We start from the raw sequence: 14125 nt of genomic DNA on the forward strand, positions 1-14125 counted from the left end.
CCGACATTAACTGCTGTCCGGGTCCGTCGCAATTCCGGCGCCCCCGAACAGGTCGACCACGCCATAACCTTCCGGACCGAGCGTGTCGCTCGTGACAGTGAAGCCCTCGCCGCCGAGCCCGGTCGGCGTGCGGCCGGTAAAGCGGCGGATGTCGCGCACCATGTGCGCCTGGTCGAAGAAAGCATTGATCGCCTCGTCACGGATTTCGGACGGAACGTTCGGCTGCGACAGGATGGTCGCGGCGCGCATCGCCCGGTAGCGCTTCACGAGGCTCGCGGGCGGCTTGCCGAAGAACTTCTTGCACAGGCGCTGGACGTTTCGCTCGGTATCGCCGGTCGCCGCGATGAGCGCATCGATCGGCGGATTGAAGCTCGAGGAAAGCCACGCGACGGTTTTCTCGATGAATTGCCGTTCCCTGTCCGATGGCGGCAGGAGATTGTCGCGCAGGAAGGACGCAAGCGCCTCGCCCGCTTCCTGCGGCGTGCATTCGCCGGCCGCATAGGCATTCCCGATCGAGGCCAGGCTTTGCGCCACCTCGTCACCGATGAGGTCCTTTATGTGGTGAACCTGGTGCCCCGCGTCATCGACCGGCAGGTGGGCGAAAGACGCCCAGCCGAGAGACGTGAGCGAGATACCGCAGGCCCGCGCAGGCCCGGCGATGGAGAAGGGCGCGGCTTCCTGCATCGGAGCGACGACGAATGCGGGGCTGGACTCGCCAATGCGGTCTTCGGCGAATTGCATCCTCGCGGCGCCGGTCCCGAAAGAGATCAGCTGCGCCGAATAGGCCGGCAGGATGTCATCCAGCCGCTCCTCGTCCGTCGAGAACACGAAAAGCGTGTTCACATAGGGAGCGAGGTCTTCAGGGGCTGGGATGAATTCGAAGCGAAAACGCGGCTCCATCATTCCCCCATGATCGGTTCCGGACTTGCTTTGACCTCCGCGATCCAGGCGTCGACATTCTCTTCCATGATGTCGAGCGGCACCGGCCCGCTTGTCAGGATTGCGTCATGAAAACCCCGAATATCGAAGCGGGTTCCCAGTTCGCCGCGGGCCTTCTCGCGCAGTTCCATGATCTTCAGCTTGCCGATCATGTAGGCGGTCGCCTGCCCGGGATAGACCACGTAGCGTTCGATCGCCTTGCGGATATCGCCTTCCGGATTGGGGGTATTGTCGGTCAGGTACTGGATCGCTTCCTCGCGGCTCCAGCGCTTGTGGTGGATGCCGGTATCGACAACCAGTCGACAGGCTCTCCACAGTTCCATCCCCAACCGGCCGAAGTCGGAGTAGGGGTCGGTATAGAAGCCCATGTCCTTGCCGAGTTCCTCGGAATAGAGGCCCCAGCCTTCCGAATAGGCCGTCACCCCGCCGAACCGCCGGAAGGGCGGCACGTCGCCGAGCTGCGTCTGGATCGAGAGCTGCAGGTGATGGCCCGGCAGCCCCTCGTGATAGGCGAGCGCCTCGAGCTCGTTCTTCGACATGTCGCGAAGGTTGTAGAGGTTCACGTAATAGGTGCCCGGGCGCGAGCCATCGGGCGCAGGGCGCTGGTAGAATGCCTTGCCCGCGCTCTTCTCGCGGAATGCCTCGACCGGCTTGATGGTCAGCGGATCGGTCGGCAGCACGCCGAAAAATTCCGGCATGCGCTCGGCCAGCGCGTCGATCTTGGCCTGCGCGTCGGCGATATATTCCTCACGGCTGGTGTAGAAGAAGCGGTCGTCGGTGCGGGTGTATTCGAAGAAGTCCTGCAGGCTGCCTTCGAAGCCCACCTGCTTCATGATCGCGCGCATCTCGCCATGGATGCGGTCGACTTCGCGCAGGCCGATGTTGTGAATCTGGTCGGCGGTCAGGTCGGTCGTGGTGTAATTGGCGAGCAGCGCCTTGTAGTAGCCCGCCCCATCCTCGAAGCGCCAGATGCCGTCGTCGGTCGGTGCGATCGCCTGCTGGCGCTTCATTTCGGCAAGGAGCCGCTCGTAAGCCGGGCGGGCGCTCTCTTCCCAGCCGCGCAGCGCGTCTTCCTTCAGTGCCGTGCGCGCATCGTCATCGATGTCGAGCGCATCGACCTTGGCCATGAAATCCTCGAGGATGGCATTGCCGGTGCCTGCCGAGAGCAAGTTCTCGATGTCGGAGATGACATAGGGATAGACCCAGTCGGGCGGCATCACGCCTTTCGCCGCACGTTCGCGCGATTCGGCGGTCAGCGTGTCGACCACCGCGCCCATGCCTTCGATGCGGCTGGCGTAATCGGCAGCCTGGTCGGCATTGGAGACGCGGTGGATGTTGATCAGGAAGGCAGGCAGGCGGCTCTGCGCGCCGTTCATCTGGTCGAAAATGTAATCGTAGTCGCGATACGGCCACAGCGAAGCGCGGCGCTTCGCCAGCGCATCGAACAGGCGATAGGACAGCGCATCTTCCTGCGACATCTCGCGCTCGCCGAATTCCTCGCGCATGGTCTGGGCCGTCGACTGGAGCAGCCGGTACTCGCGCTCTTCGGCGGCATCGGAAAAATCGCCCCAGCGGCCGTAATCCTCGTCGCGAATCCCGCGATAGGACTTGGACAGCGGCGAGAGTTCCAGCTGCGCGGCATCATATTGCTCGAACAGCGTATCGATGTCGGCCGGGACCTGCTCGTCCGCGACTTCGGCGGCGGTGAGCGTCTCTTCCGGTTCGGCATAGGCGCCGGCGCAGGCTGCAAGCGAAGTGGTGGCGAGCGAAAGGGCGACGAGTTTCGCGACACGAAGGCTCATTTCAGGGGGTCTCCTCATCTTTATGGGGAGACCTCTAGACATGAATCTGCGGGTTTGACCAGACTCCGGGGAGTGCGCGCGGCGAGTGCGGGGAGGGCCGGATAAAAAAGGGGCGACCTTCCGAAGAAGGCCGCCCTCTAAAGTCAAGGAACTCTAGCATTGCTGCTTCGAGCCCTTCGGGTCGCAAGTCCTAACTAATGTGAGTCGCGATTCGGAGATTGTATGGAAGCGACACCTAATTGCTGAAATCGTGCTGTTTTCTGTAACAAAATTGTACAAAACCGCGCACCGCCGAGGGCAAACAACGGATTCGACAAGCGAATTCGGCGCGGTATAGGCGTTGCTGAAATGCTGTTTTCCCTCGCCCGCCCTGCGCTTTTCCTGCTCGATCCGGAGCGTGCGCACCGTTTGACGATCGCCGGACTGCGCAGCGCGCCTGCCCTGCCCAAGCCCCGATTCGGCCCGCTGGCGACGGAAGTCGCAGGCATCCGCTTTCCCAACCCGGTCGGTATGGCTGCCGGCTTCGACAAGGACGGGGAAGTGCCCGATGCGGTCCTCGGGCTTGGATTCGGCTTCACCGAAGTCGGCTCGATCACCCCGCGGCCGCAGGCGGGCAATCCAAAACCCCGCCTGTTCCGCCTGGTCGAGGATCGTGCGGTCATCAATCGCATGGGGTTCAACAATGGCGGCGCGCAGGCTGCTGCGGAGCGCCTCGAAGCACGCAAGGATCGTGGCGGCGTGCTCGGCATCAACATCGGCGCGAACAAGGATTCCGAAGACCGGATCGCCGATTACGCCGAGATGACCCGCATCATGGCGCCGCTCGCGACCTATCTCGCGGTCAATATCTCAAGCCCCAACACTCCCGGCCTGCGCGCGCTGCAGGACGAGGGCGCGCTGATTGCCCTGCTCGACGCGGTGTTCGACGCGCGGGGCAGCGAAGGACCGCCGGTGTTCCTCAAGGTCGCGCCCGACCTCGAACCTGCCGATGTCGATGCCATTTCCCGCATCGCGATCGACAAGGGTCTCGGCGCGCTGATCGTCTCGAACACGACGATCGACCGCCCTGCCCTCAAGTCCAGCCATGCGGGCGAGACGGGCGGCCTGTCGGGCGCACCGCTCAAGCCCAAGGCGCTCGAGCGGCTGCGCGATTTCCGCAAGGCGACCGGCGGCGCAATGCCGCTCGTCGGGGTCGGCGGGATTTCGAATGCCGAGGACGCGTGGGAGCGCATCCGTGCAGGCGCCAGCCTCGTCCAGCTCTACAGCGCGATGGTCTACGAAGGGCCGGGCCTTGCCGCGAAAATCGTCGCCGGGCTGGAACGGCTGATGAAGCGCGACGGCTTTTCGACCATTGCCGAGGCGGTCGGAAGCGAATAGCGCTTGGCTTCATGTTGAAGCGCTTCACCCTTCTCGCTGCGTCCGGCCTGCTGCTTGCAGGCTGCGCCACTTCCGCTCCGGTTTCCGAAACGAGCGTTGCATCCACACCGTCGCCGAGCGTCGGCGCAGTCAGCGCGGCCGATCCGCGGGCGGAGGACGCGGGCATGGCGATGCTGCAACAGGGCGGCAGCTCGGTCGACGCGGCGATCGCGACGATGCTCGCGCTCACCGTGGTCGAACCGCAGAGCTCGGGCATCGGCGGCGGCGGGTTCCTCGTTCGCGGGACGCCCGGCGGGGTGGTCGAGAGCTTCGACGGGCGCGAGACGGCACCTGCCGGTGCGACACCCGAATGGTTCCTCAACGATGACGGCTCGCTCCCGCCGTTCGGCGATTCCGTTCGCAGCGGGCTGAGCGTCGGTGTGCCGGGCAATATCGCGCTCGCGGCGCTGGCGCATGAAAAGCACGGCAAGCTGCCTTGGGCGAAACTGTTCGAGCCGGCCATTGCGCTCGCCCGCGAAGGTTTCGTCGTCAATCGCAGGCTGCACAATTCGCTCTCCCAGTCGAAGGACCGCGCCGCAAAGACCGTCAGCGGACGAGAGCTGTTCTTCACCGAAGCAGGCGAACCGCTGCCGGTCGGCACGCTGGTCGTGAACGAAGACCTCGCAAAGACGCTGGAACGGATTGCCGAGCGCGGGCCGGAAGAATTCTACGAGGGCGCGAATGCCGCCCTGCTCGCCGCGACCGTCTCCGCCGCAACGCCGCGCGATGGCGCGATGACCGAGGCCGACGTCACCGGCTACGAAGCGCAGCTGCGCGCACCGGTCTGCGGCAGCTACCGCGAACACCGTATCTGCAGCATGGGGCCGCCGACTTCGGGCGGGGTCGCGGTCATCCAGATCCTCACCCAGCTCGAACGCTTCGACCTTTCTGCGCTGGGCAAGGACAATCCGGTCACCTGGCACCTGTTCCTCGAAGCGCAGCGCCTCGCCTATGCCGACCGCGAGATATACCTTGCCGACAGCGATTTCATTTCGGTTCCGGTCGCCGGCCTGACCGACCGCGATTACCTTGCACAGCGCAGCGCGCTCATTTCGCCCGATGCACGCATGGCGAGCGTGGAGGCCGGCACGCCGGAAGGCGCGACGACCGCGCTGGCCGATGGCGACGAGCCGGAAGAGAAAGGCACGAGCCACTTCGCCGCGGTCGATGGCGACAATGTCATGGTCAGCTACACCTCGACCATCGAGGGCGCGTTCGGCTCGGGCCTGATGATGGGCGGGTTCTATCTCAACAACGAACTGACCGACTTCAGCCGCGCACCCGAGGTCGACGGCAGGCTGGTCGCCAACCGGGTCGAGGGCGGCAAGCGTCCGCGCAGCTCGATGTCTCCCACCGTCGTATGGGACCCCGAAGGCAAGCCGCTACTGATGGTCGGCGCGGCGGGCGGCAGCACGATTCCCGTGCAGACCGCGCGCAGCATCGTCGGCGTGATCGATTTCGGCCTGGGCGCGGAAGAAGCCCTCGGCCTGCCTTTCGTCATGGCGTTCGGAGACCGCGTCCTGCTCGAACAGGGAACCTGGCTCGAAGGGGCACAGGATGCCTTCAAGGCACTCGGCTATGGCGAGCTCATCCTGCGTGAGGCACCGGTCAAGGCGAATGCAATCCTGCGCGATGGCGACAGCTGGTCGAGCGCGCGCGATCCGCGTCTCGCCGACCAGGTCGAATCGCCCTGAGCGGCTGCTCGAAGCGCGCAAGCTTGCCGCTACGGCCTGCGCGGCCTAGAGCACCCGGCAATAACAGTTAGATAAAGACATCAGTGGGAGCAGTTGCCTTGCAGCTTTCCGATTTCGATACGGCGAACAATCTCGTCGAGCTTTTCCTCAGGCGCGCCGACGAGAAGGGCGATTTGCCGTTCCTCGGCGCCAAGCACGACGGCGAATGGCAGACCCAGAGCTGGCGCGAAGTCGCGGACAAGGTCTGCCTGCTGGCTGAGAACCTGCGCCGCATCGGGCTGAAGGACGGCGACCGCGTCGTCCTCGTGTCGGAGAACCGCCCGGAATGGTGCATCGCCGACCTCGCGATCATGGCGGCCAATTGCATCACCGTGCCGGCCTACATCACCAATACCGAGCGCGACCACGTCCATATCCTCGACAATTCGGGCGCGCGGGCGGTGATCGTCTCGACCGAGAAGCTGCTCCAGCCGCTCCATCCCGCGATCCAGGCGAGCGGCATCGCCGAACACGTCGTCGGCATCGAGGACCTGCACCGCCACCAGTCGGGCAGCTTCGATTATCACAGCTGGGACTCGATGCTCGCCGGGGATGCGGCCGAAGCGCGCAAGGCGGTCGAGGAGCGGATGGCGGATGTCGGGCGCGAGAAGACCGCCTGCATCATCTACACCAGCGGTACCGGCGGCGCCCCGCGCGGCGTGCTGCAGCACCACGGCATGATCCTGTGCAATGTGAAAGGCGCAGCCGAAATCCTCGCCAACGATTTCGGGATCGACGACGAGGAACGCTTCCTCAGCTTCCTTCCGCTGAGCCACGCCTACGAGCACACCGGCGGCCAATACCTGCCGATCGGCGTCGGAGCGCAGATCTACTACGCCGAGGGGCTGGAGAAGCTCGCCAGCAATATCGAGGAAACCCGCCCGACCATCATGGTCGTCGTGCCGCGCCTGTTCGAAGTGCTGCGCACGCGCATCATGAAGCAGATCGAGAAGCAGGGTAAGTTCCCGAACTACCTGATGGACAACGCCATCGCCATTGCCGAGCGGCAGAACGGCGGGCGCATGCGGCTTCGCGACAAGCCGATGAACCTGCTGATCGAGCGCACGCTGCGCCCGAAGATCCGCCAGCGTTTCGGCGGGCGGATGAAGGCGATGGTTTCGGGCGGCGCGCCGCTCAACCCGGATGTCGGCAGCTTCTTCGAGGCGATGGGCCTGACCATGCTGCAGGGCTACGGCCAGACCGAGGCCGGACCGGTGATCTCGTGCAACCGCCCGCGCGCCGGGCTCAAGATGGACACCGTCGGCCCGCCGATGGAAGGCGTCGAGGTGAAGATTGCCGACGACGGCGAAATCCTCGTGCGCGGCGAGCTCGTCATGCACGGCTACTGGCGCAACGAGGCGGAAACACAGCGCACGCTGGAAGTCGATCCGGCCGAACCGGATGCCGGTCCGTGGCTCCACACCGGCGACATCGGCCATCTCGACGAGAAGGGCCGGATCAAGATCACCGACCGCAAGAAGGACATGATCGTCAACGACAAGGGCGACAACGTCGCCCCGCAGAAGATCGAGGGCATGCTGACGCTCCAGCCCGAAATCGCGCAGGCGATGGTGAGCGGCGACAAGCGCCCCTACATCGTCGGCCTGATCGTGCCGGACGCGGAATGGGCGCTCGAATGGGCGCGGGCGAATGGCGAGAAGTTCGACATGACCGCGCTGCAGGACCTGCCCGCCTTCCGCAAGGCGGTGAACGAGGCGGTCGCGCGGGTGAACAAGGACCTCTCGGTGATCGAGAAAGTCCGCCAGTTCGCCTTCGCCGACGAGGCCTTCACCATCGAGAACGAGGAAATGACCCCCTCGATGAAAATCCGCCGCCACAAGATCCGCGAACGCTACCAGGAGCGGTTGGACGGCTTGTATCGCGGGTAAATCCGGGAAGGCTCGGACCCGAAGCCTGGTTGCGGCAGCCAAAGGCCGACCGGCCGCCGCGCCCACTGGCGCGAAAGCCTAAGGGGCCGGATGGCCCCGCCGGCGCCTGAGGCTCAAAGAAATTAAGCCGCCTCTTTCTCGATGAATTCGGGATAGAAGCTCGGGCGTGCGTCGCTCCAGCCGGGGGCGGTTGCGGCAGCTTCGCTCAGGCTCTGGAGCAGGATCTTGCGGCGCTGCGGGCGGATTTGCGGCAGGGCTGCGGCAGCGCAGAAGGCGCTCGGCAGCCACGGGCGCACTTCGGCACTCAGCAGGCGTTCGTAGAGGAAGCGGAAGGCGGAAAAGCCCTCGATCCGCTCCTGCGCGAGGTCGAAGGCAGCGACGCGGGTCAGCTTGCCGATGAAGCTCTCGATACCCTCGAGGCCGGTGTCGGCCGGAACGTGGTCACGCAGCGCCTTCAGGTCCTGGTAGGCGACGTATTGGCTGCGGATCGCGGCATTCTCGTCGGCCGTGCGGGCCCAGAGCTTGAAAGCGTCCTGCCGGCCGAGCCCGATATCGAGGCTGCGGCGGATATAGCGCTGTTCGGCGGCGGTGAAGCTCGCGAATTCGCGCATTTCGGCGATGGTCAACGATGCGGCACTGGTAGTCGGCATGGCGATACGTTCCCTGTTGCAGGGACACTGTCGCGCAGCATGGTTAATTTTGCGTTAGGGAGGCGCGCTCAAATCAATCCGGCGAGCGGGCTGCTCGGATCGGCATACTTGCGCGTTGCCATGCGTCCGGCGAGATAGGCCTCGCGCCCGGCTTCGACCGCCAGCTTCATCGCGCGGGCCATGCGGATCGGGTCCTTCGCCTCGGCAATCGCGGTATTCATCAGCACGCCGTCACAGCCCAGTTCCATCGCGACTGCCGCATCGCTCGCAGTGCCGACACCGGCATCGACCAGCACGGGCACGTTCGCGCCTTCGACGATCAGGCGGATGGTCACGCGGTTCTGGATGCCGAGCCCCGAACCGATCGGCGCACCGAGCGGCATCACCGCGACTGCGCCTGCATCTTCCAGCTGCTTCGCCGCGATGGGATCGTCGGTGCAATAGACCATCGGGTGGAAGCCCTCTTTCGCGAGCACTTCGCAGGCGCGGATCGTCTCGACCATGTTGGGATAGAGCGTGCGCGCTTCGCCCAGCACTTCGAGCTTCACCAGGTCCCAGCCGCCCGCCTCGCGCGCAAGGCGCAGCGTGCGGATTGCGTCTTCGGCGGTGAAGCAGCCGGCGGTGTTGGGGAGGTAGGTGACCTTCTTGGGGTCGATGTAGTCGGTCAGCATCGGCGCCTTGGGATCGCTGACGTTCACGCGGCGCACCGCCACGGTGACGATTTCCGCCCCGCTTGACTCGAGCGCGGCGGCGTTCTGCGCGAAATCCTTGTACTTGCCGGTGCCGACGATCAGGCGCGAGTTGAAGGTGCGCCCGGCGACGCTCCAGCTGTCGGCCTTGTTTGCCTCACCCTGCCCGCCGCCGACGAAATGGACGATCTCCAGCACGTCGCCATCGCCCAGCGGCGTGTCGCCAAGCTGCGAGCGCGGCGCGATCTCGCCATTGCGCTCGACCGCGACCTTGGCCAGTTCGAGATCGAGTTCGCGCACGAGGTCGGCGACGGTCTTGGCGGAAGTGCGGCGGGTCTCGCCGTTGACGATGACAGAAATCGGCTCGCTCATGGGGCGGGCAATAGCGCTCAATCCGTGTGGCACAACCTGTTTGCGCGCAGGTTGAGGATATGCGCGATCGAAACCAGCGCAACGCCGATGATCGTCAGCACCGCTTCATGCAGGCCATGCGGCAGGGCGAGCGCGCCGCCCATGAAGGACAGGCCCATCATCGCGACGACGAACGGCAGCGGGCGGCGATGCTTCAGCGCGCCCCAGCCGATCGCCACGGCAGCGACGACCAGCGCGATGACGAGGCCGAGCTCGTGCCAGATCGGGTTGAACAGCACTTCGCCGCCCAGTCCGAGGGCGGAAACGACCACGATGCTCGCAAGGCAATGCGCGGCGCACAGCCCGGAAAGGACCACGCCTGCACGGTCGAGCCTTGCTCGAATCGAGGAAACTGCCTGACGCATCGGAGCTCCCCATGTATGTTACGGTGTATCATTCTGCAAGCTGTGTTGCAGAGATTCGGCTTGCCTAGGCGGCAGGTGCTGCGCATTGGGAAGGCCATGACAAGCGCGCATGTCGATACCCCCGCGGCACAGGCCGCCTCCGCTCCGAACAATGGCCGTCCGCTCGCGATTGCCCGCTGGCTGTGGTTTGTCGCCGGTATGGTCGTGATCATGGTCATCGTCGGCGGGATTACCCGCCTCACCGAATCCGGCCTCTCGATCACCGAATGGAAGCCGATCACCGGCGCCCTGCCCCCTTTGAACGAGGCGGACTGGCAGGCCGAGTTCGAGCTCTACAAGCAGATCCCGGAATACAGGAATGTGACCGGCCCGGCCGGCATGACGCTGGCGGACTTCAAGTTCATCTATTTCTGGGAATGGTTCCACCGCCTGTGGGGCCGCCTCATCGGCCTCGCCTTCGCGGTTCCGTTGGCATGGTTCTGGGTCAAGCAGGCCATTCCGCAGGGTTACAAATGGCGCCTCGTCGCGCTGCTGGCGCTGGGCGGGCTCCAGGGCGCATTTGGCTGGTTCATGGTGCGCAGCGGCCTGTCGGGCGAGATGACCGATGTGAGCCACTTCTGGCTCTCGATCCACCTGCTCACTGCATTCTTCACGCTGGCGGGCCTCGTCTGGACCGCGCTCGACCTGAAGCGACTGGCGCAGATACCCGATGCGCGCCCGGCGAAGCTTACCGGCCTGTCGGTACTCGTCGCGCTGATACTGTTCGTCCAGCTGCTGCTCGGCGCGTGGGTCGCGGGGCTCAATGCCGGGCACGCCGCCTACGACTGGCCGCTGATGAACGGCATGGTGATGCCGGAATACGATAGCTCGCGCGGGCTGCTTTATGCGGTCACGCACGATCCCTTCCTGCTCCACTTCCTCCACCGCTGGTGGGCGTGGATCGCAGTCGGCGCATTGATCGTGCTGGCCCGCAAGGTCCGTCCGTTCGAGCGCAAGGCCTCGATCGCTATCCACACCGCCTTCGGGATCCAGATCCTGCTCGGCATCGCGACGGTGCTGACCGAGGTCGAGCTGTGGGTCGCAACCGCGCACCAGGGCGTCGGCGCGCTGCTCGTTGCGGCGACTGCCTGGGGCATGCACATCCTGGGGAGAGCACGATGACCGCAATGATCTGGAGCCCGTTCGCCTCCGAAGACGAGGCGAGCCTCGTCGCCCGCAAGCTGCTCGAGGAAAAGCTCGTCGGCTGCGCGAACATTGTGCCCGGCGTGCGCTCGATGTTCGACTGGGAAGGCGAGATTTACGAGGAAGGCGAAGTCGGCGTGCTGTTCAAGACCGACAATTCCCTGCTCGATCAAGCCGTTGCGCGCATTGAGGAATTGCATCCCTACGAAACTCCGGCCATTGTCGGCTGGCAATCCGATGCTGCTGGGGTCGCAACCGGCAATTGGCTCGGTCAGTTGGCAGGGAGCAAGAGTGGGACATCCAACAAGACGTGAGGCGCTCGCCCGCGCCGCGGGTTTCGCGGTGCTGGGTATCGGCCTTGCAACTCCGCTGGCAGCGCTGGCTGGCGCGCCGCACTTCGTGCCGCCGACCGGCCCTGCGCGGCTGAAGCGCACGCTCACGCGCGGCCTTTCGGGCGATGCTGCGATCGTCGTCCAGCGCAGCTGGGACGTCCGCTTCGAGCGCTCGTCTTCCGGCTACAGCCTGTCGGGCAAGCAGGTATCGGTCGCAGTCGATGCCCCGCCCGCGCTCGCGGCGCTAGCCGACATCGAACGCAAGAGGATCGCCGACGGCTTCCTGCCGATGGAGATCACCCCGGGTGGGATGATCGCGTCGCGAAGTGCAGTTCCCTCGAAAGAGGCGGTGGCCCAGGCGGTGGAAGTGGCAGCGCGCCTGTTCGAAGACGGCGGCATGCCGGCGCAAGATCGCGCGGCTGCAAATCGTTTCCTCGCGCACATCCACCAGTCGGCAAGCCAGTCGCTCAGCGCCCTTCCGACGGACCTGTTCATGCCCGTGTCCACTCGCCACCAGGCCAGCGAGGAAATCCTCGGCGCTGGCGGCGTGGCGGGCGAAGTAGGATCGGTTTTCACTGCCGAAATGGCCGAAAACGGCCATCACATGGCATGGGCGAAGCGTGTCGTGACCACCCGGATCGGTGGCGATGAGCGCGTGTCCTCGGACCTCTGGGAGCTCGTTTCCTAAGCCATCCGGACCGGACACGGTATTATTTTACCTCCGCCGAGACCCCCGGAAATGCTTGACTTGCACGCCGCAAGCGACCAATTGGCGCTCGCTGAGTGGCCCGGATCGGAAGATTCGGGCCCCATTGTTTGGCCGGACCCATGTGGGGAAGGCCGCACGACACTTAGGAACGGATACAAAGCCATGAAGGCTCTCACCAAGGTGACCCGGTCGATCAAGCCGGCCGAGGTCGAAAAGAAATGGCACCTGATCGATGCCGAAGGCCTCGTCGTCGGTCGCGTCGCTTCGATCATCGCCAACATCCTGCGCGGCAAGCACAAGCCGAGCTTCACCCCGCACGTCGATTGCGGTGACCACGTCATCGTCATCAACGCCGACAAGGTGAAGTTCACCGGCAAGAAGGCTTCGGACAAGCGCTATTACAAGCATACCGGTTATCCGGGCGGCATCAAGGAAATCAGCCCCGAGAAGGTTCTCGAAGGCCGTTTCCCCGAGCGCGTCCTTGAAAAGGCCGTCGAGCGCATGATCCCGCGTGGTCCGCTGGGCCGCCAGCAGATGAAGGCGCTGCACCTCTATGCCGGCACCGAGCACCCGCATGACGGCCAGAAGCCGGAAGTGCTCGACGTTGCCTCGATGAACCGCAAGAACAAGGCTACCGCGTGATGGCTGACGAAAAGAACACCGTTTCCGACCTGTCGGAACTCAAGGACATCGCCGGCGACGCTCCGGAAGCCGATGCCGCGAAGATCGCAGAATCGACCGCCCCGCTGCGCGAGCAGGAGCTCGACAAGCAGGGCCGCGCCTATGCAACCGGTCGTCGTAAGGACGCTACCGCTCGCGTCTGGCTGAAGCCGGGCACCGGCAAGATCACGATCAATGGCCGCGACCAGGAAGTGTATTTCGCACGTCCGACGCTCCGCCTGATCATCGACCAGCCGTTCTCGATCACCGATCGCCAGGGCCAGTACGACATCGTCGCCACCGTTCGCGGCGGCGGTCTCTCGGGCCAGGCCGGTGCGGTCAAGCACGGCATCTCGCAGGCTCTCGCCAAGTACGAGCCGGAGCTTCGCGCTACGGTCAAGGCTGCCGGCTTCCTCACCCGCGACAGCCGCGTGGTCGAGCGTAAGAAGTACGGCCGCGCCAAGGCACGCCGCAGCTTCCAGTTCTCGAAGCGCTAAGTTTCGAAGCTCGAACGAATTACGAAAAGGGGCGGTCCGGCAACGGGCCGCCCTTTTTCCATGTGCGCTATGCGGAGGGTGCGCGGTCGCGGCGCTCGACGTCGATCGCACCTTGGCGATCGACTGTCACGACATTGTAGGACGGGTCCGCCCCGCGCAGCCGGGTCGACAGCGTGCCCGCCCCGATCATGCGCATTGCATGGTTGCCGCGCGAGCGGACCTGGTCGAATGGCAGGTGGACATGACCCGTCAGCACTGCATCGGCCCCTGCCCTCGCCAGTTCCTCGAATGCCATGTCGCCGCGGATCGTCGGGTTCTTCCCGCCGTCCTCTGCCGGCAGCAGCGGGTGGTGGCAGGCGACGAGCTTGGGCCGCGGATCGCTGCGCAGTTCTTCCAGTCGCTGGAGCGCCGCATCGAGCTTGCGCCGCTTGACCACCCCGTCCGACCACGGAAAGCGCAGCTGCGCGCGCACATTGGTGTCGAAGGGCACGACGAGCACATGCTCCAGGCTGAGCTCGCTTCCCACCGCATCGCTCAACGCGCCGTAGCGCTTGTAGGGCTGGGTGAAGCGCTCCCACAGATTGTAATAGGGCATGTCGTGATTGCCGGGTTGCAGCATGATCGGCACGCCGAGCGAGGCGAACCAGTCCTGCGCCATGCGATACTGCCTGTGCGTCGCGCGCTGGGTGAGATCGCCGGTGCAGATCACCGCATCGGGCTGCTCGCGCGCGACATCGCTCGCGAACCAGTCGAGCGCCCCGCGGTCCTCGACCCCGAAGTGCACGTCGCTCACGTGGAAGATGCAGGTCGCTTCGCTGGCCATGTCAGGCGGTTAGCAGCCTTCTGACGTG

The 14125-nt window shown here is 65.0% G+C and carries 14 protein-coding genes; 8 read left to right on the forward strand and 6 right to left on the reverse strand.

Features of this window, described 5'->3' with window-relative positions; genetic code table 11:
* Positions 1 to 6: 6 nt before the first annotated feature.
* Both EO245_RS02270 and EO245_RS02275 read right to left on the reverse strand, forming a co-directional pair.
* Entirely contained in the window at positions 7 to 903 is an 897-nt protein-coding gene (locus EO245_RS02270; protein ID WP_128891407.1) for a helix-turn-helix domain-containing protein, read from the reverse strand.
* On the reverse strand, positions 900 to 2741 hold the full coding sequence (locus EO245_RS02275; RefSeq protein WP_128891408.1) for a DUF885 family protein: 1842 nt from the start codon (positions 2739 to 2741) through the stop codon (positions 900 to 902). The genes EO245_RS02270 and EO245_RS02275 overlap by 4 nt, the downstream gene beginning before the upstream one ends.
* A gap of 348 nt (positions 2742 to 3089) precedes the next feature.
* Between EO245_RS02275 and EO245_RS02280 the strand changes: the two genes are divergently transcribed.
* From EO245_RS02280 to EO245_RS02290, 3 genes are all read left to right on the forward strand, one after another.
* Positions 3090 to 4118 carry a quinone-dependent dihydroorotate dehydrogenase gene (locus EO245_RS02280; protein WP_128891409.1) on the forward strand — a complete coding sequence of 343 codons (1029 nt, stop codon included), beginning with the start codon at positions 3090 to 3092 and terminating at the stop codon, positions 4116 to 4118.
* Between the two features lie 11 nt (positions 4119 to 4129).
* On the forward strand, positions 4130 to 5851 hold the full coding sequence (gene ggt, locus EO245_RS02285) for a gamma-glutamyltransferase (protein ID WP_128891410.1): 1722 nt from the start codon (positions 4130 to 4132) through the stop codon (positions 5849 to 5851).
* A gap of 98 nt (positions 5852 to 5949) precedes the next feature.
* Positions 5950 to 7779 carry a long-chain fatty acid--CoA ligase gene (locus EO245_RS02290; RefSeq protein ID WP_128891411.1) on the forward strand — a complete coding sequence of 610 codons (1830 nt, stop codon included), beginning with the start codon at positions 5950 to 5952 and terminating at the stop codon, positions 7777 to 7779.
* 122 nt (positions 7780 to 7901) lie between these two features.
* Here the strand turns inward: EO245_RS02290 and EO245_RS02295 are convergent, their stop codons facing one another.
* From EO245_RS02295 to EO245_RS02305, 3 genes are all read right to left on the reverse strand, one after another.
* Positions 7902 to 8429, reverse strand: a complete 528-nt coding sequence (locus EO245_RS02295; protein WP_128891412.1) for a hypothetical protein — start codon at positions 8427 to 8429, stop codon at positions 7902 to 7904.
* Between the two features lie 68 nt (positions 8430 to 8497).
* The gene (gene thiS, locus EO245_RS02300) at positions 8498 to 9490 is read right to left on the reverse strand and encodes a sulfur carrier protein ThiS (RefSeq protein ID WP_128891413.1); all 993 of its coding nucleotides are present in this window, start codon (positions 9488 to 9490) and stop codon (positions 8498 to 8500) included.
* 17 nt (positions 9491 to 9507) lie between these two features.
* A complete protein-coding gene (locus EO245_RS02305) occupies positions 9508 to 9894 on the reverse strand; it encodes a MerC domain-containing protein (RefSeq protein WP_128891414.1) in 387 nt (128 codons plus the stop codon).
* A 96-nt stretch (positions 9895 to 9990) separates the two neighbouring features.
* On the opposite strand from EO245_RS02305, the gene EO245_RS02310 reads away from it, so the two are divergent.
* The 5 genes from EO245_RS02310 (at position 9991) to rpsI (ending at position 13274) form a co-directional block, all read left to right on the forward strand.
* A complete protein-coding gene (locus tag EO245_RS02310) occupies positions 9991 to 11055 on the forward strand; it encodes a COX15/CtaA family protein (RefSeq protein ID WP_128891415.1) in 1065 nt (354 codons plus the stop codon).
* Positions 11052 to 11390: a divalent-cation tolerance protein CutA gene (gene cutA, locus EO245_RS02315; RefSeq protein WP_128891416.1), complete on the forward strand. Its 339-nt coding sequence runs from the start codon at positions 11052 to 11054 to the stop codon at positions 11388 to 11390. Before EO245_RS02310 ends, cutA begins: the two co-directional genes overlap by 4 nt.
* Entirely contained in the window at positions 11368 to 12096 is a 729-nt protein-coding gene (locus tag EO245_RS02320) for a hypothetical protein (protein ID WP_128891417.1), read from the forward strand. The genes cutA and EO245_RS02320 overlap by 23 nt, the downstream gene beginning before the upstream one ends.
* Before the next feature lie 183 nt (positions 12097 to 12279).
* The gene (gene rplM, locus EO245_RS02325) at positions 12280 to 12759 is read left to right on the forward strand and encodes a 50S ribosomal protein L13 (protein WP_128891418.1); all 480 of its coding nucleotides are present in this window, start codon (positions 12280 to 12282) and stop codon (positions 12757 to 12759) included.
* Positions 12759 to 13274, forward strand: coding sequence for a 30S ribosomal protein S9 (gene rpsI, locus EO245_RS02330; protein ID WP_128891419.1), 516 nt, complete (start codon positions 12759 to 12761; stop codon positions 13272 to 13274). The genes rplM and rpsI overlap by 1 nt, the downstream gene beginning before the upstream one ends.
* A 67-nt stretch (positions 13275 to 13341) precedes the next feature.
* Here the strand turns inward: rpsI and EO245_RS02335 are convergent, their stop codons facing one another.
* The gene (locus EO245_RS02335; RefSeq protein WP_128891420.1) at positions 13342 to 14097 is read right to left on the reverse strand and encodes a metallophosphoesterase; all 756 of its coding nucleotides are present in this window, start codon (positions 14095 to 14097) and stop codon (positions 13342 to 13344) included.
* Positions 14098 to 14125: the final 28 nt, after the last annotated feature.

The sequence above is a fragment of the Erythrobacter sp. HKB08 genome, assembly GCF_004114695.1.
GTDB lineage: Bacteria > Pseudomonadota > Alphaproteobacteria > Sphingomonadales > Sphingomonadaceae > Parerythrobacter_A.